The organism is Oceanospirillum sp., from assembly GCF_982874595.1.
This window is the reverse complement of record NZ_CEYNZH010000005.1, coordinates 23,846-44,817: the sequence shown is the minus strand read 5'-3', so window position 1 is coordinate 44,817 and position 20,972 is coordinate 23,846. Positions and strand designations below refer to the sequence as shown.

The window sequence follows — 20,972 nt, the reverse complement described above, 5'->3', positions numbered from 1 at the left end:
CGTTAACCTCTGTCTTTCTTTGGCTTTTAGAATTATTCATTTACGAGATCGATAGAGAGATCTGATACATCGAAGTTAGCGAGGGCAGAACGATAAGTACAATATATGAATTGTATATTTTCTATAACGAGGGATTATCAAAGTGACGCACGGGTCATTTTCAATGACCTTAATTGAAGCAGGGCAATGAACAGAGGCGTTATTTCAGCTTAAAGAAACCGCTCAACCGACGGAACGGCTTGCCCGATACTGGCTGATAGAGCGGCTTAAGTGCGCCGAATTTTCTGGAGAACGTAGCAGGTGAAGGGTTTCCATCAGGCTAGTGTAATGACTCATAGACATAACCACCGCATCATCAGCATCTTCACGGGTGATGACAGCGATATCTGCATCATCAATACGCTCCAATACAGATTTAAGGCAATTATCCGCAGTAGATAAGTTAAATTTTTGCATATATTCCCCCATAAGAAATCCTCCTAACTATCAATGTGCTAGCGCTCCTCCAACACTCTTACTTCAACAATATCTTCAGGCTTTACAGGACATTCCTGATAAGCGTCTTGGTCAATTCTGTGCGCATTAGGATTAATTTCAAGATGGAAAGAAGAAACGAGTATTTCTCCCCATGGATGCTCAGAGAAAGTAGACATTTGACTAGGATCTAAAGAACAACGAACCACAAGAGGATTACCTATCCGACCTAGCTTTACGCCTAAAGCTTCATCTAATTCAAAGCACATACCGACCTGTTCCCCGCCATAAAGGCCAAGCAAGTATTCAGCTCCACTTTCACCAAGTTCAACTTCTGTAAAGTTAAAGAATATACGGTGGTCTCTTATAGAACTCTGTGAAGGGGTAAAGTAGTTTGCCCACCGTCTCTTAATTTCAGATATTTCTGTGTCAGAGAACAGATAACCATGCTGATCCAAAAAGTCTTTTCTTATCTGATCGCCACTTCGCAAAAGTAGACCAAGTCTGCGAATACTATCGGGTACAGCCCGCGTGTAATGGACACCTATGATTCGGTTATCATTACAGTATTGATTAATATCTCTGACTAAAACAGAAACTTCGCGGTGACCGATCAGCTTTTCGGAAAACTCATATTCCTTGCACAGCGCTTCAAAACTGCGAAGTCGCTTTTTAAACTCAATCGGAAGCTCATTTGGCTTTGTAAGGTCTATATCCACTTTTGATTCCCTCGCTAATCCATCGCGATATTTAAATAGCTTGACGGACATTACCTGATTGCACGACCTACTATCCACATATCAATGAACAAAAAGCCCCGTAACCGGCTTTCGGTTACGGGGCTTCTTTTGTACAGCCAGTCTGCGCACGATTGGCAATCTGAAAGTGCTTACGCGAAGTTCGCAGCAGCCTCTTCCAGAATATGTTTACCAATCGGGATCGCAGAGGTCGCGGCCGGTGATGGCGCGTTACATACGTTGATGGTGCGCTTGGTTTTAACGAACAGGAAGTCGTCGACCAGCTTGCCATCTTCCGATACCGCCTGAGCACGAACACCCGCTGGGTAGGCACCCAGATCGGATTTCTTGATGATCGGGCAGTACTTGTTCACTTCCTTCAGGTAGCCGCCTTTGAAGATGGAGTTCTTCATCTCGATCAGACCTGGCTTCAGGTTGTCTTTCAGTACCTTCAGGATACCCGGATAAGTCAGCGCTTCGATGCTGTCTTTCAGGGAGATATCGGTCTTCTTATAACCTTCACGTTTCCACGCCATTACCGCGTTAGGACCTACGGTTACGGTGCCGTCGATCATACGGGTCAGGTGCACGCCCAGGAACGGCATGCTCGGATCAGGAATCGGGTAGATCAGGTGGTTTACAACCTGATTGTGCTCCGGCTTCAGCAGGTAGTACTCGCCACGGAACGGGCAGATCTTGAACTTAGGCTTGATACCCAACATACGCACAATGCGGTCTGCCATCAGGCCGGAACAGGAGATCATGTACTTACTGGTGAAAGAACCACGGCTGGTAGTCACAACCACTTCAGAATCAGTTTCTTTCAGCGCTTTAACTTCGCAGTTAAATTCGATATCACCGCCTGCTTCACGAACTTTGTCAGCCATCACTTCGGTCACACGACGGTAGCTGACGATGCCGCTTGAAGGTACGAAGATGCCGCCGATACCGGTAATGTTCGGCTCACGCTCTTTCAGCTCTTCTGCGTTCAGCCAGTAACGCTCGATGCCGTTAGCTTCGGTACGTTCCCACAGGGCCTTCATGCGCTCCATTTCGATATCATTGGTGGCAACCAGCAGCTTGCCGCACTCATCGTAAGGGATGTTGTTTTCATCACAGAAAGCTTTAGTGGCTTTGTTACCTTCCAGACAGAATTTCGCTTTCAGGCTGCCCGGCGTGTAGTAAACACCGGCGTGAATCACACCTGAGTTATGACCGGTCTGGTGATTCGCTACCTGAGCTTCTTTTTCCAGAACCAGCAGCTTGGCATCCGGTTTTTGTTGCAGCAGTTGCATGGCTGTAGACATACCGACGATGCCGCCGCCAATGATGATGTAATCGTACATTCTGTTCCTCGCTTGGCGCGAATAGCTTCTGTAAGGCGAAATCCGACTTACAGAAATGCAGTGTCTATAAGGCAATTTACCCCGCCGGAAGCAAAGTGCTTCCAGGCAGGGTAAGGACCGAAGGATAACCCTCAGGTCAGCCGGAAACCATCATGTTTCCGGCTTTTGCTTCCACGTTTTTTCACTAGTAACAGATCAACCGTTGAAAGGTCACCGTGAACGGGTCAACCGTTGACCGGATTACTGGCGTGGCTTGCGCAGGGTTTTCTTGTGCGTGAAGTAACCACGCTGACGCATCAGTTCACGACGCAGCTCCGGGTGTGGCGTGAACTTGTCACGGCCGTGCAGCCACATGTGGTTGTTGATCAGCAGGAAGCTACCTACAGGTACACGGATAGACTGAATACCTTTGCTGGATTCGAAAGACTCGCCCAGCTCAGACAACCATACACCTTCTTCCAAGTTTGCAGGCTGTGCAAACTGATCGATGTAAGAGGTGATTACGTCACCGTTTACATCCAGATCGAATACCGGGTGGTAGATGTCTTTAGAGATGTTCTTGCTTGGTGGTACAGCCCAACGGATCGGACGGTACGCCAGTGGGTGAGTAGAGAATTTCTCCAGATCTTCCCAGTCGTCCAGGTGCAGCAGAAGGGAGTTACCGCCTTCCATGTTCTGCTCGTCGATTTTCAGCATCAGGTTGAAGTCAGTGTCTTCTTCAACGTAAGTACCGTCGTTGTGCAGCTCCATTACGCGGTGTGGCTGACGCAGGTAACTGTCAGAGTTGTCCTGGTTCACAACTGCAAAACGTGCGTAGTATTTGCCGCTCATCGCGTCAAAGTTAGAACGACCCATCAGGTGAGAAACCGCCGTGGTGAAACGCACCATATCGTCAGCCTGGGATACATCGTCCAGGCCTTCAGGAGTGATCAGCAGCGCACCAGTCTGACGATCAGTCAGAGTGTCTACCAGGAAGCCGTGCAGTTTGTTACCGCACAGATCATCCAGAACTTTAGCCACACGGAAACGCAGGAAAGATTTATATTCCAGCGCCTGAATCGGCCACTCTTCGATCGCTGCGAAGAATTTCTCAACCGTTTCTTTGTTGAACTTCAGCTCAAGTAGACGGCCGTTGCTCTGCTCAGAAACAGAAACGGTGAAACCTTTGTATTCAGTACCAGCGGTCAGGCCGTGGCGTTCGATAACAGTGCTCATCTTTAGTGGCTCCTGCAGTGCTTAAACATGCTGCTAATAGGGGTTTTACGTTTTTATGGCTCTGGGTTGAGCCGCTTGGACACTTAAAATGCCTCGATGAACAGATAATATATTCATTTTTAAAAAATATCTACATTTTTTGCTATTAAAGATAAAATAGCATTTTGTGCCGCAGAAAAAGCACCTGCGATGAACAGCAAAGCACTCCGATAAGCAGGTAAAGAGATCGGCTCTGAGTTGTAAGGGCGGATACTCTGTTTATAATCAGCAGCACGCGCAACCGATGGAACCAACCGGAAGATGAATACGTCAGTGACAAACAGCACACAGAACCAGGGCAACGCCACAAGCGTTTCCGAGAAAGACGTGGTGGAAGGCAGCAAAGCCAATCAGGCCACTATCGCCTATCGTTTGCTGAAGCAGGACATTATCAATGGAGCATACCAGCCCGGTGACAAACTGCTGATGAGCCATCTGAAAAGTCACTATGAGATTGGTGCAGGCCCCATGCGTGAGGCGCTGTCACAACTGGTGGCGGATCGTCTGGTCACGGCTATCAGTCAGCGCGGCTTCCGTGTGGCCGAAATGTCTGTTGAAGAGCTGACCGATATCTATGATGCCCGCGCCCATTTGGAAGCCTTGATTACCGGTCTTGCGGTTGAGCGTGGCGATGAAGACTGGGAAGCCGATGTTCTGGGCGAAGCCCATAAGCTGTCACGGGTTAATGAGGTCAACACGCCTGAGGAGATGCTGCAGGTGTGGGATCGCCGTCATAAGTCTTTCCATCAGGCGATTGTGAACGGTTGTGGTTCTCCGAAACTACTGGAGATGCGGGCTTCCCTGCTGGATCAGGCTGAACGCTATCGCCAGCTGTGGTTAAAGCAGACGGTATTCTCTCAAAGTGCGCTGGAAGAGAAACGTCAGGAACATGCTGAACTGGTTGATGCCCTACTGAACCGCAACAAGGCCAAGGCTACCGAGCTTATGTACAGCCATATCCTCAGCCCTATCGCTATTATCAAGGGGTTACTGCCACAACAGGTGAATTAATCCTTTATCTGCTCAAGCGGTTTAAGGCCCACTTTGGTAATCGTATCACCTTCCACTTCTACCACCGTCCATCGAATGCCATGCCACTCAAACTGATCACCCACAACCGGGTGATCACCAAAACGATTACTCAATAACGCACCCAAAGTCTGGTCTTTCTGGTCAGGACTAATGGTCAACCCGTACAACGCTGCCAGATCTTTCAGCGGGGCATCGCCACTGAGTGTGAAATCACCAAAAAAGCTTCGGGCTTTCTCTTTGCTCAGCCTGGGAGCCTCATCAAACATTTTACTCAGCACCGGGATATCGGTTTCCCGGCCGATAATGCAGACCACATCATGCTGCTGAAGCTGAGTACTTCCGGAAGGGTGGACCAGGCGTTCATCGCGAAAAAGCGCAGCTATCCTGGCTCCGGAGGGAAACCTTAGCCGTCTGAGCTCTACATCATTTAAGCTGTCTGAGGTTAAGCGATAGATCAGAAACTCATAATCATCTTCCGGATAGATCCCCAGGCGGGAACGCTTTTTAGGTTCAAACTCCGGTGGTAATTCCATTTTTAGCCACCGTGCCGCCAAGGGCAGGGTACTCCCCTGAATCAACAGCGATATCAGAACCACGTGAAAGGCGATATTAAAGTAGAGATGAGATTGCTCAACCTGGGCAATCACCGGAAAAATCGCCAGCACGATAGGCACCGCGCCCCTTAACCCAACCCAGGAAATAAAGCTCAACTCCCGGAGATTAAAACGGAAAAAAGGTTTCAGGCATATCAGCACCGCCAAAGGCCGAGCCAATAGAATCATCCCCAGCGCCAGAGCGGTTGCCGGTAGTGCGATTCCCCACATCTGATGAGGCGTCACAAGAAGCCCCAAAATCAGGAAGAGGCCGATCTGACTTAACCAAGCCAAGCCATCATTCACCGGTAGAATATACTGCAGGTGAGATGAACGGCTATTCCCCACAATCAGCCCCGCCAGATAAATCGCGATAAAACCGCTGCCACCCAACAGATTAGTGGTCGCAAAAAGGCCAAGCCCAGCGCCTGTGACCAGCAAAGGATAGAGTCCGGGAGCCAGATCCAAACGTTTTAATAAACGGGAGAACAGCGTGCCCGCTAGCCAGCCAAAGGGCAAACCGATACCAAATTGTTTAATAAACATCAGTCCTGCCGCCCAGAGATCGGCCTGAGGCTGAGTCAGCAGCGTAATAAGCGTGACAGTCATAAAGATCGCCATCGGGTCGTTGGTGCCGGACTCGATCTCAAGGGTCGCACTCACCCTCTCATTCAGCCGCACACCTTTACCACCCAGCATGGAAAATACAGCTGCGGCATCGGTAGAACCGACGATCGCACCGACCAGCAATCCTTCCAGCAAGGTCAGGTTAAACAACCACATCGCCATTAGTCCGGTGAGACCGCTGGTAACCACAACACCTAATGTCGCCATCGAAAGGGCTGGTTTCAGGCCAACCCGAAAGGTCGTCAATCGGGTTCTCATACCGCCATCCAGCAGAATAACCGCCAGCGCCAGATGGCCGATCACATAAGCCGCCTCAAAATTTGAGAAATCAATACCTCCCAGCCCATCCTCACCAGCGAGCATACCGATGCCAAGAAAAACCAATAACAGAGGCATACCCATTCGGGCTGAGATGCGGCTTGCCAGAATACTCAGACAGAGCAAACCAGCCGCAATCAGAAAAACAAGATTCAGGTTATCCACCGGAGGGCTCCCACAGATTCAGGGGGATTAATCAGAAGCCCAATGCTACACCTCTGATGCCAAAGAAAAAATTCCCTTATCAATCTAAAAACGTTGAGGGGAATCCCGTACCGATAAGTAACCATAAAAAAACGGCCGCTTCGAAATTGTCCGAAGCGGCCGTTTTTTTTGCGCTCAACGCAGAGTCAGATACTGCTTACCATTTATTTTCGTCACGTATGACAAAAACAGAACAGTTCGCATGACGCAGAATCTTCTCGGCATTAGAGCCCAGCAGATAACTGGAAAATCCGGGGCGACCTGCGGCAACAATAATCACCTCAGGTTTTACCTTATCCGCCTCTTCCAGGACGATGTCGTAAACCACACCGGCTTTAACACGACACTTACCGCGCAGATGTTCCGGCACGTATTTTTTAAACAGTGTTTTCACTTCCTGTTTCATCGCCTCACGGGCACCCTGCACGGCATCGTCGGTAATACCAAAATTACCCTGATGCACCTGGGTCTGATCCACATAGATAGCGTGGATCTCACCTTTCTCATCACCAATCAGCTGTTGCGCCAGGGCAACTGCTTTCGGAAACATATCTTCATGTTCCAGATCCATTGGGATCAATACTGTGTTGTACATGATTCAACCCTTATCAGAGAAATCGTCAGCCCATGACCATATTTGGTAGCCACATCACCAGATCAGGATTCAGCATACAGATGATCAGTACCATCAGTTTCAGCAGAATGAAAGGTGTCACCGATTTATAGATATCGAGCATGGTGACATCCGGCGGCGCAATACCTTTAAGATAGAAAAGTGCGAAGCCATAAGGTGGAGTTTGTACCGCGATCTCAATGTTCAGAATCATCAGGATACCGAACCAGATCGGATCAAAGCCCAGATCAACAACGATAGGCGTGAACAGAGGCGCGCACATCAGAACGATAATGAATTCGTCGATGATAAAGCCCAGACCCAGCATCACCAGCTGCATCAGGATAATCACACCCAGCGGCGGAAGTCCCAGATCCTTGGTGAAGCTGGCGATCATATCCTGAACGCCCATCAGTAGGTGGAAATTACTGAACAGGGTTGCACCCAAGATAATCCACATCGCAACAGAAACCAGCATTGCGGTTTCCATGCCCGCCATCTTAAACATCCCCAGACGGAAACGCTTAAAGAAAAAGGCCAGAATAATCGCGCCAACAACACCAATAGCACCGGACTCGGTTGGCGTTGCAATACCACTGATAATACTGCCCAGAACAGCGAAGATCAGGAGCACCGACATAAAGCCATCACGCAAGGTGCGGGCCTTCTCTTTCGGTGTCATCTTAGATTCAGCACCGGTCCCCAGAGGGGCTCGATCGGGATTCATTTTGCAGCTGATCAGGATATAGAGCACCATGACGATAATCGCCAGCAGAGCCGGGAACAGCGCCGCGATAAACATCTTACCCACGGAGTTCTGGGTTGATGCCGCGAACATAATCATAGGCACACTTGGCGGAATCAGGATACCCAGACCGCCACCGGCCATGATCACACCCAACGCCAGACGCTTGTCGTAACCACGATCCAGCATCGGCTTCAGCGCGATGGAACCGGAGGTCATGATACCAGCTCCTATGATACCCACCATGGCACCGATCATGGAGCAAACACCGATCACACTGATCGCCAGCGAACCACGAATTTTACCGATAACCAGCTGACTGGCGTTAAACATCGCATCGCCAATACCGGACCGGGTCAGCAGCTGCCCCATATAGATATACAGAGGAATCGCCAGCAGGATGAAGCTGAACAATGTCGCTTCAAACGTGTTGGGCAGAATATTGAAAATGCCTTCACCCCAGGTTGCATAACCTACGGCCATGGCGATACCGCCCAATGCAAAACCAACCGGCGCACCAAGGGCAAAGCTCACCAGAATACAGAGCAGCAGAATACCGCTGAGCAACTCAATTCCCATCTTCTGTGTCCTCTTCTTCCGGCTCAGCGATCAGCGCCTTACCCGCAATAACGTAATAAATATCTTTCACCATATTGCTGGTGATCTGCAGCGTAATCAGTGCACCGGATATCACCAGCATCATCCAGAAATGATGGGTGTGCGGCGCCCAGTTACTCATTTTGCGATAGTTAAACTGCAGAGCTTCGCCAAATTTTTCATACGCGATCATCATTAGAACAAACATGAAGAATGCGGCGAGAATACCTGTCAAAACGTCAAAGATGCGTTTTGTCTTAGGTGAAACAGCCAGATAGAGGATATCAACATTAATGTGTGTCTTTTTCTGATAGGCATACGCTCCCCCTAAGCCCACCAAATATGCAAAGAGGAACAGGGCAAGATCCTGCGCCCAGATTGTTGGTTGATTGAAGAGGTAACGGGAACCAACCTCATAGGCAATAACGGCTGCCAGAAGGGGCATTAAAACAGAGACACTTTTCCCTATAACGCGAACCAACCGATCAATCCATGAGCAGTAAAATATGAATATTTTTTTGACCATAACTTTATGCCTGCAGTAAAAAAAATAAAGGGCGGAGTACGCCCTTTATTTAACAACGGAACCTGAGATCCCAATAAGTCTATGACTTATTTCTTTTTCAGAATCTCAATCAGCTCAGCACTGTATTTGTCAGACTTAGCGTACTCGTCCCACAGAGACTCACCCGCTTTCGCCCATGCTGCTTTGTCAGCTTCGCTTGGCTCTGGGCTCCACTTCATGCCTTTCGCTTCCATATCAGCGATTGCTTCAGCTTCCCACAGACGAGATTTAGTCATCTGCTCACGAGCGTGAACAGTCGTCGCTGCTTTAACGATCGCTTTCAGGTCAGCAGGCAGTTTGTCCCATGCTTTTTTGTTAACAACAACAGGCAGTACCTGTGCGCCAGCCAGAGGCAGACGGTACATGTACTTAGCCACTTCTACGTGGTTACCATCGCGGTGATCGATCAGGTTAGAACCGATAGAACCGTCGATTACGCCAGTAGCCAGACCGGTGTAGATCTCGCTCCAGGTCATAGATACAGGAGATGCACCCAGGTTACGAACGAACTTGCCGTATGCGCCCGGAGCACGCAGTTTCAGACCTTTAAAGTCTTCAACAGAGTTGATTGGCTTCTTGGTCAGCAGGTATACAGGTGGCTGGATGTACGGATCCAGATAAACCAGACCTTGCTCGCCATACGCTTTAGTCAGAACTTCGTTCCAGCCATCTTCGTGGAACAGAACGCTCAGCTTAGCAACGTCTGCAGTACCACCAGGCAGGCCTACTTCAACGATACCTGCTGGCAGTTCACCGGCATTCATTGGCTGGAAGTGCGCACCCATCGTGATCAGGCCGGATTTAACCGCACCCAGAATACCGGTAGTGGAAACACCTTCACCAGCGTACATCATTTTTACGGAGATACGGCCACCGGACATCTCTTCGATGTTCTTAGCCATATTGCCGTAAACTTCACCGAAAGCAGTACCACGGGAGTACAGGTTAGCAAAACGCCAGTTATGCTCTGCAGCCTGTGCAGTGGAAGTCATGGCACCCAGGCCCATTACGGCTGCCAGGGAGCCTGTCAGAATCTGTTTCTTGAGTTGACCGATTTTTTTCAGCATCTTTTTGCTCACTTTAATTGTTATTTCAGTTTAGGGGCATCATCTGCACCGGGATAACCATCTGTAGTGGTTTTAAACCGGCAATAGGGTCGACGATAAGAGGACATCATCGGGACTACAAGACGTGCAACCTGCCGATAGCTTACCTAAAGGAGAGCTACCAGTTCCAGCTAAGAAAATAGTCTATTTACTCAGCTGTCAGCAGCATGTCATCGCAGACTAACCCCGAAGGTATATAGACACGTTAAATAAGTAAAGAATATGACATTTATATTTATCATAATTTTTTTTGATACTTAAGCTTATGCATTATTGATGGGCAAAAATGAAAAATGCTGCATCAGCTTAGATCAGCAAGAAAAAATAAGCGTTTAATTTCAACAAGATAGCTATTTAAGCGCTTTCAGAAATTGATCTGCCTCATGAACAAATCCAATAACCGTACGGCTTTCAGGCCTTTCTCAGCGCAAGGCTTTATTAACAACGCCTTATTTTAGGGCTTTTTTGTTTTTTGCCCGGACAGAAAAATGACCTCGGAGCTCTTTTTTCCTCCCCCGAAAAAGTGTCATTTACACCACCATTAAAAAACCAAAAAGGCATGTCTCCCGACATGCCTTTTAGACTAAAGATTAAGCGTATATACCACTCGGTATCTAAAACTTTTCTTCTAACTCGCTACTGACCGGATATCACACCTTTCGCCAACAGGTTTTCAATCTGTTCCTCTGACAGCCCTGTTTCTTCCAGTATTTTGCGGGTGTGCTCTCCCAGCATGGGTGCAGGATTATCATAGGTGATCGGTGTACCGGACATCTTCAAAGGGTTGGCCACAGATGGAGAACGACCACTGACCGCTGTTGGGTGTGGAATATCAATCTTCATCTCCCGCGCTTTGATCTGAGGGTCATCAAAAGCTTCCCCGATACTGTTGATCGGACCACAAGGAACCGAGCGCGCTTCCAGCGCAGCGATCCAGTCTGCGGTTGTCCGCTTTCTGACCAAGGGTTCCAGCAAAGCGACCAGAGCCTCGCGGTTTGCGACCCGCTGAGCATTACTGACAAAGCGTCCATCTTCTGCCAGCTGCGGCTGACCGGCCTCCTGACAGAATTTGGCAAACTGGTCATCGTTCCCGATTGCCAGAATCATGTAACCATCCGAGGTTTCAAAGCTCTGGTAAGGCACAATATTAGGATGAGCATTACCCAATCGGGTTGGCGAGTTACCGGACACCAGATAGTTCATCGCCTGATTGGCAAGACAAGCGACCTGAACATCCATCAAAGCAACATCGATATACTGGCCCTCACCGGTCTGCTCCCGTGCAGCCAGTGCGGCCAGCACGCCGGTAGTCGCATACATGCCGGTCAGCACATCGGTCAGTGCAACACCCACTTTCTGTGGACCTGCTCCGGGACGGCCATCTTTCTCACCGGTAATACTCATCAGACCACTCATCGCCTGAATCAGAAAATCATAACCGGCCCTCTTGGCATAAGGCCCATCCTGACCGAAGCCGGTAATGGAGCAATAGATCAGTTTTGGGTTAACGGCTTTAAGGCTGTCGTAATCCAGCTCGTATTTTTTCAGGCCGCCGACTTTGTAGTTTTCCAGCAGGATATCGCTCTGCGCGGCCAGGCTTCGGATAATCTCCTGACCCTGAGGGCTGGTAATATCCAATGCCAATGATCGCTTGTTGCGATTCGCGCAAAGGTAATAGGCAGCCTCCCCGCGCTTATCGTCGGCAACAGGCATCCACGGCGGTCCCCAGCTGCGGGTATCATCACCGCGCTCAGGCCGTTCGATTTTAATCACATCGGCTCCCAGATCCGCCAGCATCTGACCGGCCCAGGGGCCTGCAAGAATACGGCTCATATCCAGTACACGAATATGAGATAGCGCGCCCATAAGATTCTCCCTAATTCGCACGCTGCTCCGGTAAGGAGTAGCTTGTCGCTTTATTATTTGTCTTATCCTTAGCAAATTAACGAGACGGCAACGATAATTACAATATATAGTAGGTATAGTTTTAATAACTATCGTGAATGGTGAGTCATGGATATTAAGCGCCTCAAGTATTTCTGTGCGCTGGCACAGATCGGTAACTTCACCCACACCGCTACCTACCTCGGAATTGCACAACCAGCGCTAAGCATGGCCATCAAAAAGCTGGAAGAAGAAGTTGATCTGAAGCTGGTCAACCGTGCCGAGCGCAAGATGGCCCTGACCTCTGACGGTAAAGTTCTGCTGCGACATGCGCAGAAAATTCTGGATGCCGTAGGGGATGCCGAGCTTGAGCTGCAGGAACTTAAAGGCTTTGAAACCGGCACCATTCAGTTTGGTGCATCCAGTATGCTCAGCTCCTACTATCTGCCGGAAATTCTGGCGCAGTTTAAGCGTAAATATCCGCGAGTTCGCATCAATCTGGTAGAAGCGGGTACGGCATCACTGCAACAGATGCTTTTGGAAGGCGAACTGGATATTGCTCTGGTAAGACTGGACCGCCCCCATGAGCAGATCCGTAGTGTCGAGCTTTTTCACGAGGAGATCGTCGCCTGCATTCCTGACGATCATCAACTTGCCAACCATGACACCATCACGCTGGATACTTTTTGTCGCGAGCCGTTAATTTTGTTCCGGGAAGGCTATTTCCTGCGGGAAGCAGTGAGTAAGTTCTCAAAACAGCACCATATCAAGCTGGATATTCGTTTTGAAACCAACCTGATTGAACTGCTGAAATCCATGGTGAGCAATGGCGTGGGCATCAGTACCGTACTGTCCGGCATTATCCAACCGGACGATAACCTTAAAGCGATCCCTTTTAATCCCCGCATTCCTCTGAATATCGGCCTTGGCTGGAAGCGCAACCACTATCTGTCAAAAGCCAGTCGCGCCTTTGTGGATTTTATGCAGGAACAGCTCACTGACCGTCTGATCAGCGATCAGGACAAACAACCTCTCGCTCTGGAGAACCAGGGCAGTGCACCAACACTGCCGCTGGCACCTAAAAAATAACCGCGACCTAAGCTTCGGCCGAGAAACCGCTCTGATAATGCTGCATCATAGCTAATGCCTGCTGCCAGAATTCTGCGTTTTCAGAATCACCAGTAGAGCGGGCGAAATCCACTCTTTTCTCAGCAAGGCTGAAAAAATCAACTTTCTCGGTACTATCCTGAAGCTTCATCTCTTCCGGGGTAAATGCCCGCTCAACACGGCCGTCAGCGGTCAATCTCAATCCGGACGTATTTAAACTCAGCGACCAGATAGCATCCATAGCATCGCCTGACAGCTGCCCCTTGTCATGCTGAGCCAGCCCCCATGAAAGCAGTTCGTTTCGTGTCATGTGGGTAAAATCTACTGCTGAAGTCTGTACTTCGGCCATAGTCGCGGATGAAGGTGCTACGGCCTTTTCAGCGCCATACTGAGTGCCTATTTTTTGCGCCGCCTGAGCCGAACCCGGTGAATTGATAGGATCCATTTTCATTACACAAGACTCCCTGCTGTTTTAGCCGGACAGATAAAAAGGTTCTGCATTTATGAAACATCAGCCAGTATAGCGCAGACGACAATTTCTGCCCTGAGCTTTACTGCGATACATGGCCACATCGGCGTTTTTGATCAACTGCTTGGCATCTAATCCATCATCCGGATAGAGCGTCAGGCCGATACTGGCTGAGACTTCCAGCTCAGTGCCTCCGGTCGCAAACGGCTGAACCACTGCCTTTAATACCTTGTCTGCAACCTGCTCTGCAGCGGCACCATCAGCAATATCCGGCAGGATAATATTAAATTCATCGCCCCCAATGCGGGCGATCACATCACTTTCCCGCAATGTATTCTGTAACCGCAGAGCAACTTCTTTCAGCAATTCATCACCCACTTCATGCCCGTAGTCATCGTTAACGGCTTTAAAGCGATCAAGATCCAGATAGAGCAATGCCAGAGACTGCCGTTGTCGCTGGGCTTGTTTAAGGGTCACATCCAGACGATCTTTGAACAGTCGTCGGTTAGCAAGCCCCGTTAAAGAGTCATAGAACGCCAGACGTGCCATCCGCTCCTGATCTTCCTTAAGTGCCGTGATGTCTTCGCTGACACAGACCAGATGTGTCACTTTATTATCGCTATTACGAATCGGCGCAATAGAACTCATGACCCAAAAGCCTTCGCCATCTTTACTTTTGAATCGGCGCTCACCGTGCCAGGTATCGCCTTGTTCAACAGTCTGGCGGATACGTTCCTGAAGCTCAGGATCTTCATCATCTGCCGCCAGCAAAGTGATCGGCTGGCCTTTAAGCTGATCCCCCTGATACCCGGTCGCATCTATCAGGCTGTGATTGACGTAATCCATGCGCTGTTCGCTATCAGCAATGACCACAAAGCTGGCGGAGTGCTCAACGGCCTGGGATAGCTGGGATAACTGCTCATCCATTCTGGCCGCTTCGATAGCGATCGCAGCAAGATGGGCATTCACCATCATCAGCTCCATCTGGTCCGAAGTCGGGTCAGCTGGTTCTGAGTAATAAAGCGCAAAAGTACCCAGGATCTTACCCTGACGATTTTTTACCGGCATCGACCAACAGGCCGCTAAGCCGGCCTTAGAGGTCAGTTCCTTATAACCGTCCCAGTAAGGATGGTGCTGAATATCACTAACAATGACAGGTCGTCCGGTATAAGCCGCTGTTCCGCAGGAGCCAACGCCTTCGCCTATTCTGAGGCCATCTACCGCATCGTTATAGAAATCCGGCAGACTCGGAGCAGCTCCCAGCTGGAGAGTCTGATCTCGATCATCCAGTAACAAAACAGAGCAAAGCAGTCCCGGATAAAGCGCTTCGGTGAAGACAACAAGTTCATTCAGGATGTCATAAAGAGGCGCACCTTGCGCCAGCTGTTCCAGCACCCAATTACGGTGCTTATCGATCTGGCGCATCTGATTCTCTGTGGTGGTATCTTCGCTGATACTCAGCACGCCCCAGAGTCGATCAGATGCATCGATCAAGGGAAGCTTCTGGGTAGAAATCAGCCGTAATTCGTTATCGGCACTGGTAAGCCAGCGAGACTGTGAGCGAGCAGTCTTGGAAAGCCGCACCTGTTCATCCTGCTCATCCATAGACCGGTAGATATCATTACCGGCAAACACATCCTTTGTCCGCTTGCCGACGACCGCTTCCCGGGAAAGTCCCAGAAAATCCAGATAGCTTTGATTACACTCTATGTAGACCCCTTGTTGATCTTTAGCCGCAATCAACTGAGGCAGGTGATCAACCAGATGACGCAATAACTGATGACTGGCGGTTAAATGCTGGCTTCCCTGATCTCTGAGCTCGTGTTGATTCAGGCACTGTTGATTACGCCGCTGCGCGCGTATCAAAAGCATAACCAGCACCACGCAGAGCAGGCTAACGAACACCAGCATCCAGAGCAGAAGATTGTTATTCGCCAATACACCGGGCGTTGTCAGTTCTACAGCATTCAATGAAAAGATCTCTTCTGTCAGGAGTCAATGAGTGACCCATAAACCATCTGCAAAAGCACTGAGCCGAGGAGCCCAATTATGCAATCTGTTAAGTTATATATAGTGCAAAAAAAAAGCATCATACGCTCAATTCTCTCCGTCATACAAAGTGTTCTGGCCGCTTTTATCGGAGTTCAGAGCGAAGATAAGCGCCAGCATGACTTTGGTAAAAACTCGCCATGGCCCTATATCCTGGTGGGAATCACAATGACAGTGATCCTTATTTTTCTGCTGGTGGTTCTGGTTCGATGGATAACGGCCAACTAACACCAAAATCAAAAATGCAGCAAAACAACAGATATAAGCAACATCTTGCCGCGAAATAGCTGAAAAACCCTTAATAATTTTTTACATCTGAAAAATTGCCGCCCGATAAACCCCGTCTATACTCAAGCATGTTCAAGACGAGAAATCGGCCAGATACCGGCCCTGAACACAATAATTGTGCATTCCAGGCTCTGATTAAACGCTACAGATCCACCCCACGGCCACAAAGCGAATAGCTTTGGCCGCGTCTCACCGGAGCTGGGAATAACCTATTAAGCCAACCGCAAAATAATAAAAAGGTGGGCCCATGGATACTGTATGCAAAAGGACTCAAAGGTCCTGTGCAGGATTACTGCTGCGCAAATCCTCTTCAATCGCTGTACTGTCGAACCTGCTGCTGTTGCAGCTGGCTCTGTCTCCCAAGGCCTTCGCCGATTGGGAACTGAATATGCCGGTGGGTGTGACCGAAATCAGCGCCTCGGTTTACAGCCTGCACATGATCATCTTCTGGATCTGTGTGGTGATCGGCCTGATCGTATTCGGTGTCATGTTCTGGTCCATTTTCCACCACCGCAAATCCCGTGGTGCCAAGGCGGCCAGCTTCCACGAAAGTACCTTTGTCGAGATTCTCTGGACCGTGATCCCCCTGCTGATTCTGGTGGGCATGGCGATTCCTGCTACCGCGACCCTGCGTCAGATGTACGACACCTCAGATGCGGAAGTGGATATCCAGATCACCGGTTACCAGTGGAAATGGCGCTATCAGTACCTGAACGAAGAGATCGACTTCTTCAGCAATCTGACCACACCGAAAGAACAGATCAATAATCAGGCCGAAAAGAACGAGCACTACCTGCTGGAAGTCGATAACGCTGTGGTGGTTCCCGTCGCTCAAAAGATCCGCTTCCTGCTGACCTCCAATGATGTCATCCACTCCTGGTGGGTGCCGGATTTTGCCGTGAAAAAAGACGCCATTCCCGGCTTTATCAACGAGGCCTGGACCAAAATCGACAAGCCCGGCGTCTACCGTGGCCAGTGTGCTGAGCTGTGCGGTAAAGACCATGGCTTTATGCCGATTGTGGTCAAAGCCGTGCCTCCTGAGGAGTATCAGGCCTGGGTTGCTGAGCAACAGTCTGCCAAAGCCGCTAAAACCGCTTCCGCCGCTAAAGAGTGGACACTTGAAGAGTTGGTTGCCAAAGGTGAGCAGGTTTACAACACCGCCTGTGCAGCCTGCCATCAGCCTAACGGCATGGGTATTCCCGGAGCCTTCCCCGCCCTCAAAGACAGTCCTCTGGCAACACAAGACAAAGAGGGTCACATCCATATTGTGCTGTTCGGTAAAGCCGGAACCGCAATGGCGGCTTACGGCAGCCAGTTTGATCCTGTCGATCTGGCCGCCGTGATCACCTACGAACGTAACGCCTGGGGAAATAACACAGGTGAGATGGTCACGCCGCAGGACATTCAGCAACATCTGAAAGCGGGTCAGTGAGGAGAAGCATCATGTCTGATATTGCACAGAGCACATCTCAAAGCCCGTCAAAAAGCGACCAGAGCGGGCACGATCATCACGGTCCGGCCAAGGGCATCACCCGCTGGATCTACACTACCAACCATAAGGACATCGGCACGCTTTACCTCTGGTTCAGCTTTATTATGTTCCTGACCGGCGGCTGTATGGCGCTGGTGATCCGCAGCGAACTGTTCCAGCCGGGACTGCAACTGGTGCAGCCGGAATTCTTTAATCAGATGACCACCATGCACGGGCTGATTATGGTGTTTGGTGCGGTCATGCCCGCCTTTGTGGGTCTGGCGAATTGGATGATCCCCATGATGGTGGGAGCGCCGGATATGGCATTGCCAAGGATGAACAACCTGAGTTTCTGGATTCTTCCCTTTGCCTTCGCCATGCTGCTCTCCACCCTGCTGATGGAAGGGGGCGGGCCAAACTTTGGCTGGACCTTCTACGCGCCGCTTTCCACCACTTACGCGCCGCCCAGTGTGACCTTCTTTATCTTCTCGGTACACATGATGGGGATCAGCTCCATTATGGGGGCGATCAACGTCATCGCCACCATCCTCAATATGCGCGCTCCCGGCATGACCATGATGAAGATGCCACTCTTTGTCTGGACCTGGCTGATCACCGCCTTCCTGCTGATTGCGGTGATGCCGGTGCTGGCTGGCGTGATCACCATGATGCTGATGGATATTCACTTCGGCACCAGCTTCTTTGACGCCGGTGGCGGCGGTGACCCGGTTCTGTTCCAGCACCTGTTCTGGTTCTTCGGGCACCCAGAGGTCTACATCATGATCCTGCCCGCCTTTGGCATCATCTCCCATATTGTGCCCGCCTTCAGCCGCAAGCGTCTGTTTGGCTACGCCTCTATGGTTTATGCCACAGCATCCATCGCCCTGCTCTCCTTTATCGTCTGGGCGCACCATATGTTCACGGTGGGACTGCCGCTGGCCGGAGAATTATTCTTTATGTACTCCACCATGCTGATTGCGGTGCCGACAGGGGTAAAAGTCTTTAACTGGGTCAGCACCATGTTCCGTGGGGCGATGACCTTTGAAACGCCTATGCTGTTTGCCATCGGCTTTATTGTGCTCTTCACCATTGGCGGTTTCTCCGGTCTGATGCTGGCGATCTCGCCGGCAGACTTCCAGTACCACGACACCTACTTTGTGGTGGCTCACTTCCACTATGTTCTGGTGCCGGGGGCGGTGTTCTCCATTATCGCCGGTGCCTATTACTGGCTGCCGAAGTGGACCGGCAATATGTACAACGAGTGCCTCGGCAAATGGCACTTCTGGCTATCGATGATCGGGGTGAACCTGACCTTCTTCCCGATGCACTTTATCGGCCTTGCGGGCATGCCGCGCCGGATTCCCGACTACGCTCTGCAGTTTGTCGACTTCAATATGATCGCCAGTATCGGGGGCTTCCTGTTCGGCTTCAGCCAGCTGCTGTTCCTCTACATCGTGATCAAGTGCATTCGTGGCGGCAAACAGGCAGAGGCCAAACCCTGGGAAGGTGCCGAAGGTCTGGAATGGGAAGTCGCGTCTCCTGCGCCTTACCACACCTTCAGTGCGCCACCGGAAGTGAAATAGGGCTTTTAAGATAGCGACAGAGACCATCAGGGAATCTGTCGCTTTACCACGAATAAACAGAGGGCAGTGTTATGTCGTCTCCCGATTCAGATCAAACCAAGCCAGCGGGAAAGCCTGCCAGAACTGTGAAACGTCTGGTGCTGGCATCTCTGGGCATGTTCGCCTTCGGCTTTCTACTGGTGCCCCTGTATGACGTGTTTTGCGACATCACAGGCCTGAACGGCAAAACCAGTGGTAAAGCCTACGCCATAGAAGACGGTTTACTGGTGGATAAAAGCCGCTGGGTCACGGTGCAGTTTCTGACCAATAAAAATGCGGGCATGAACTGGGAGTTTGAAGCCACCGAACGCAAAGTGCGGGTGCATCCCGGCGAGCTGCGCAGGGTTAGCTTTACGGTCGTTAACCCGACAACCCAGCGTATGACGGCACAGGCGGTGCCCAGTGTCAGCCCGTCAGAAGGGGCAGAATACCTGCTGAAAACCCAGTGTTTCTGCTTTGAACAGCAGGAACTCAACCCCGGAGCCAATCAGCAGATGACCCTGCTGTTTCGGGTAGACCCCAAACTACCGGAACATATCGGCACCCTGACACTGGCTTACACTCTTTTTGATATCACCAGCAGCACGGATAACGCACAGGCACTGGCTTTACTGGATAAACCAACTTTGCCTGACACACCGGCTCTGGCTTCAGACCTCTGAGGAGGCAATTATGGCAACCGTAACTCACTCATCAGACGCACATCCTGAAGAGCATCATCAGTCCTACTATGTGCCCCACCAGAGTCACTGGCCGATTGTTGCCGCCACAGGGCTTTTTCTGCTGATGTTCGGCACAGGGCAGATGCTGAACCATCCGGACAGTCCTCTGCGCTGGCTCTCTGTAGTGGGCGCACTCATCATTATCTGGATGTTCTTTGGCTGGTTCCGCAATGTGATCGAAGAGAGCATGTCCGGCCTCTACGATGAAAAGATGGATCGCTCATTCCGCTGGGGTATGGGTTGGTTTATCTTCTCAGAAGTGATGTTCTTTGCCGCCTTCTTCGGGGCGCTCTTCTATGTGCGCCAGCTGGCGGTTCCCTGGTTGGGTGGTGATGGCAGTAATGCGATGACCCATGAACTGCTCTGGCCGGAGTTTGTCGCCCAGTGGCCGCTGATGACACCACCGGATACCTCAGCCTATTCCGGCCCCCAGCAGATTATTGATCCCTGGCATCTGCCGCTGATCAACACCGTACTCCTGGTCACATCCAGCGTCACCCTGACCATCGCGCACCAGGCCCTAAGGGCGAACAAGCGGGGGGCGCTTGCCAGCTGGCTGGCACTGACGCTGCTGCTCGGTGCTGCATTTCTGGTGATTCAGGCGGAAGAGTATATTGAGGCATATACCAAACTGGGATTAACCCTTGAGTCCGGCATCTATGGTGGCACCTTCTTTATTCTCACCGGCTTTCACGGTCTGCATGTCACCATGGGCAGTATTATTCTGCTGGTGATGTTGCTGCGGATTCTGAAAGGACACTTTACCGCGAAAGAACATTTCGGCTTTGAAGCAGCAGCCTGGTACTGGCACTTTGTTGATGTGGTCTGGCTGGGACTTTTCCTGTTTGTTTATGTCTTCTGATCCCCTCGCGAGAAACCTATCTGACTAACAGATCCCTCTTTTACCACGGAGCCTGCGAATGCAGCGCTCCGGTGGCAAAGCCCCAAACCAGCAGCATCAGCAACAACACCGTTAATCCGATCCGGAATTTCAACGAGGTCAGCAGGCGCACGCTGGCCAGTTCACTTTTCGGTTTTAGCAAAAACAGAAGACCGGCTGCTAAACTGAGAACAACCGCGACAAATAATACCGCTATCAATAACTTCAGCATGGGTGCTCCTGATACTCTGAATGAACGACACCTGATT

General features: G+C 50.4%; 21 protein-coding genes. 7 read left to right on the top strand and 14 right to left on the bottom strand.

The features are described 5' to 3' along the window. Positions 1-222 precede the first annotated feature (222 nt). The 5 genes from AC4GL5_RS03755 to AC4GL5_RS03735 form a co-directional block, all read right to left on the bottom strand. On the bottom strand, positions 223-456 hold the full coding sequence (locus AC4GL5_RS03755) for a type II toxin-antitoxin system Phd/YefM family antitoxin (protein ID WP_490381451.1): 234 nt from the start codon (positions 454-456) through the stop codon (positions 223-225). 38 nt (positions 457-494) lie between these two features. Continuing rightward, positions 495-1,193: a hypothetical protein gene (locus AC4GL5_RS03750; RefSeq protein WP_490381450.1), complete on the bottom strand. Its 699-nt coding sequence runs from the start codon at positions 1,191-1,193 to the stop codon at positions 495-497. A gap of 170 nt (positions 1,194-1,363) precedes the next feature. Continuing rightward, positions 1,364-2,557 (bottom strand): L-2-hydroxyglutarate oxidase, encoded by a 1,194-nt coding sequence (gene lhgO, locus AC4GL5_RS03745; RefSeq protein WP_490381449.1) that lies wholly within the window; start codon positions 2,555-2,557, stop codon positions 1,364-1,366. A gap of 240 nt (positions 2,558-2,797) precedes the next feature. Next, complete coding sequence (gene glaH / locus AC4GL5_RS03740; RefSeq protein ID WP_490381448.1) at positions 2,798-3,772, bottom strand: glutarate dioxygenase GlaH; 975 nt, start codon at positions 3,770-3,772, stop codon at positions 2,798-2,800. A gap of 119 nt (positions 3,773-3,891) precedes the next feature. After that, entirely contained in the window at positions 3,892-4,098 is a 207-nt protein-coding gene (locus AC4GL5_RS03735; protein ID WP_490381447.1) for a hypothetical protein, read from the bottom strand. On the opposite strand from AC4GL5_RS03735, the gene csiR reads away from it, so the two are divergent. Continuing rightward, entirely contained in the window at positions 4,085-4,822 is a 738-nt protein-coding gene (gene csiR / locus AC4GL5_RS03730; protein ID WP_490381446.1) for a DNA-binding transcriptional regulator CsiR, read from the top strand. The two genes, AC4GL5_RS03735 and csiR, sit on opposite strands and share 14 nt — an antisense overlap. Here the strand turns inward: csiR and AC4GL5_RS03725 are convergent. The 6 genes from AC4GL5_RS03725 to AC4GL5_RS03700 form a co-directional block, all read right to left on the bottom strand. Then, entirely contained in the window at positions 4,819-6,546 is a 1,728-nt protein-coding gene (locus tag AC4GL5_RS03725; protein WP_490381445.1) for a potassium/proton antiporter, read from the bottom strand. The genes csiR and AC4GL5_RS03725 overlap by 4 nt on opposite strands. A 196-nt stretch (positions 6,547-6,742) precedes the next feature. Continuing rightward, a complete protein-coding gene (locus AC4GL5_RS03720; protein WP_490381444.1) occupies positions 6,743-7,180 on the bottom strand; it encodes a universal stress protein in 438 nt (145 codons plus the stop codon). 25 nt (positions 7,181-7,205) lie between these two features. Beyond that, positions 7,206-8,522, bottom strand: coding sequence for a TRAP transporter large permease (locus AC4GL5_RS03715; RefSeq protein WP_490381443.1), 1,317 nt, complete (start codon positions 8,520-8,522; stop codon positions 7,206-7,208). Continuing rightward, positions 8,512-9,066, bottom strand: a complete 555-nt coding sequence (locus AC4GL5_RS03710) for a TRAP transporter small permease subunit (protein ID WP_490381442.1) — start codon at positions 9,064-9,066, stop codon at positions 8,512-8,514. Before AC4GL5_RS03710 ends, AC4GL5_RS03715 begins: the two co-directional genes overlap by 11 nt. An 86-nt stretch (positions 9,067-9,152) precedes the next feature. Continuing rightward, positions 9,153-10,172 carry a TRAP transporter substrate-binding protein gene (locus tag AC4GL5_RS03705; protein ID WP_490381441.1) on the bottom strand — a complete coding sequence of 340 codons (1,020 nt, stop codon included), beginning with the start codon at positions 10,170-10,172 and terminating at the stop codon, positions 9,153-9,155. A gap of 675 nt (positions 10,173-10,847) precedes the next feature. Beyond that, positions 10,848-12,077, bottom strand: coding sequence for a CaiB/BaiF CoA transferase family protein (locus tag AC4GL5_RS03700; protein WP_490381440.1), 1,230 nt, complete (start codon positions 12,075-12,077; stop codon positions 10,848-10,850). Between the two features lie 147 nt (positions 12,078-12,224). Between AC4GL5_RS03700 and AC4GL5_RS03695 the strand changes: the two genes are divergently transcribed. After that, entirely contained in the window at positions 12,225-13,184 is a 960-nt protein-coding gene (locus AC4GL5_RS03695; protein ID WP_490381439.1) for a LysR family transcriptional regulator, read from the top strand. A gap of 7 nt (positions 13,185-13,191) precedes the next feature. Here AC4GL5_RS03695 and AC4GL5_RS03690 read toward each other — a convergent pair whose 3' ends face one another. Next, on the bottom strand, positions 13,192-13,653 hold the full coding sequence (locus tag AC4GL5_RS03690) for a hypothetical protein (RefSeq protein WP_490381438.1): 462 nt from the start codon (positions 13,651-13,653) through the stop codon (positions 13,192-13,194). Between the two features lie 60 nt (positions 13,654-13,713). Beyond that, positions 13,714-15,642: a diguanylate cyclase domain-containing protein gene (locus AC4GL5_RS03685; RefSeq protein ID WP_490381437.1), complete on the bottom strand. Its 1,929-nt coding sequence runs from the start codon at positions 15,640-15,642 to the stop codon at positions 13,714-13,716. A 78-nt stretch (positions 15,643-15,720) separates the two neighbouring features. Here AC4GL5_RS03685 and AC4GL5_RS03680 point away from each other — a divergent pair, with 78 nt between their 5' ends. The 5 genes from AC4GL5_RS03680 (at position 15,721) to AC4GL5_RS03660 (ending at position 20,685) form a co-directional block, all read left to right on the top strand. After that, entirely contained in the window at positions 15,721-15,948 is a 228-nt protein-coding gene (locus tag AC4GL5_RS03680) for a DUF2970 domain-containing protein (RefSeq protein ID WP_490381436.1), read from the top strand. Between the two features lie 307 nt (positions 15,949-16,255). Continuing rightward, positions 16,256-17,440, top strand: coding sequence for a cytochrome c oxidase subunit II (coxB, locus tag AC4GL5_RS03675; RefSeq protein ID WP_490381435.1), 1,185 nt, complete (start codon positions 16,256-16,258; stop codon positions 17,438-17,440). A gap of 11 nt (positions 17,441-17,451) precedes the next feature. After that, positions 17,452-19,062: a cytochrome c oxidase subunit I gene (gene ctaD / locus AC4GL5_RS03670; RefSeq protein WP_490381434.1), complete on the top strand. Its 1,611-nt coding sequence runs from the start codon at positions 17,452-17,454 to the stop codon at positions 19,060-19,062. Positions 19,063-19,133: 71 nt separating this feature from the next. Next, positions 19,134-19,763 (top strand): cytochrome c oxidase assembly protein, encoded by a 630-nt coding sequence (locus tag AC4GL5_RS03665; RefSeq protein ID WP_490381433.1) that lies wholly within the window; start codon positions 19,134-19,136, stop codon positions 19,761-19,763. 10 nt (positions 19,764-19,773) lie between these two features. Further along, a complete protein-coding gene (locus AC4GL5_RS03660) occupies positions 19,774-20,685 on the top strand; it encodes a cytochrome c oxidase subunit 3 (RefSeq protein ID WP_490381432.1) in 912 nt (303 codons plus the stop codon). Positions 20,686-20,725: 40 nt separating this feature from the next. On the opposite strand, the gene AC4GL5_RS03655 is transcribed toward AC4GL5_RS03660, so the two are convergent. Continuing rightward, positions 20,726-20,935, bottom strand: a complete 210-nt coding sequence (locus AC4GL5_RS03655; protein ID WP_490381431.1) for a DUF2909 family protein — start codon at positions 20,933-20,935, stop codon at positions 20,726-20,728. Positions 20,936-20,972 lie beyond the last annotated feature (37 nt).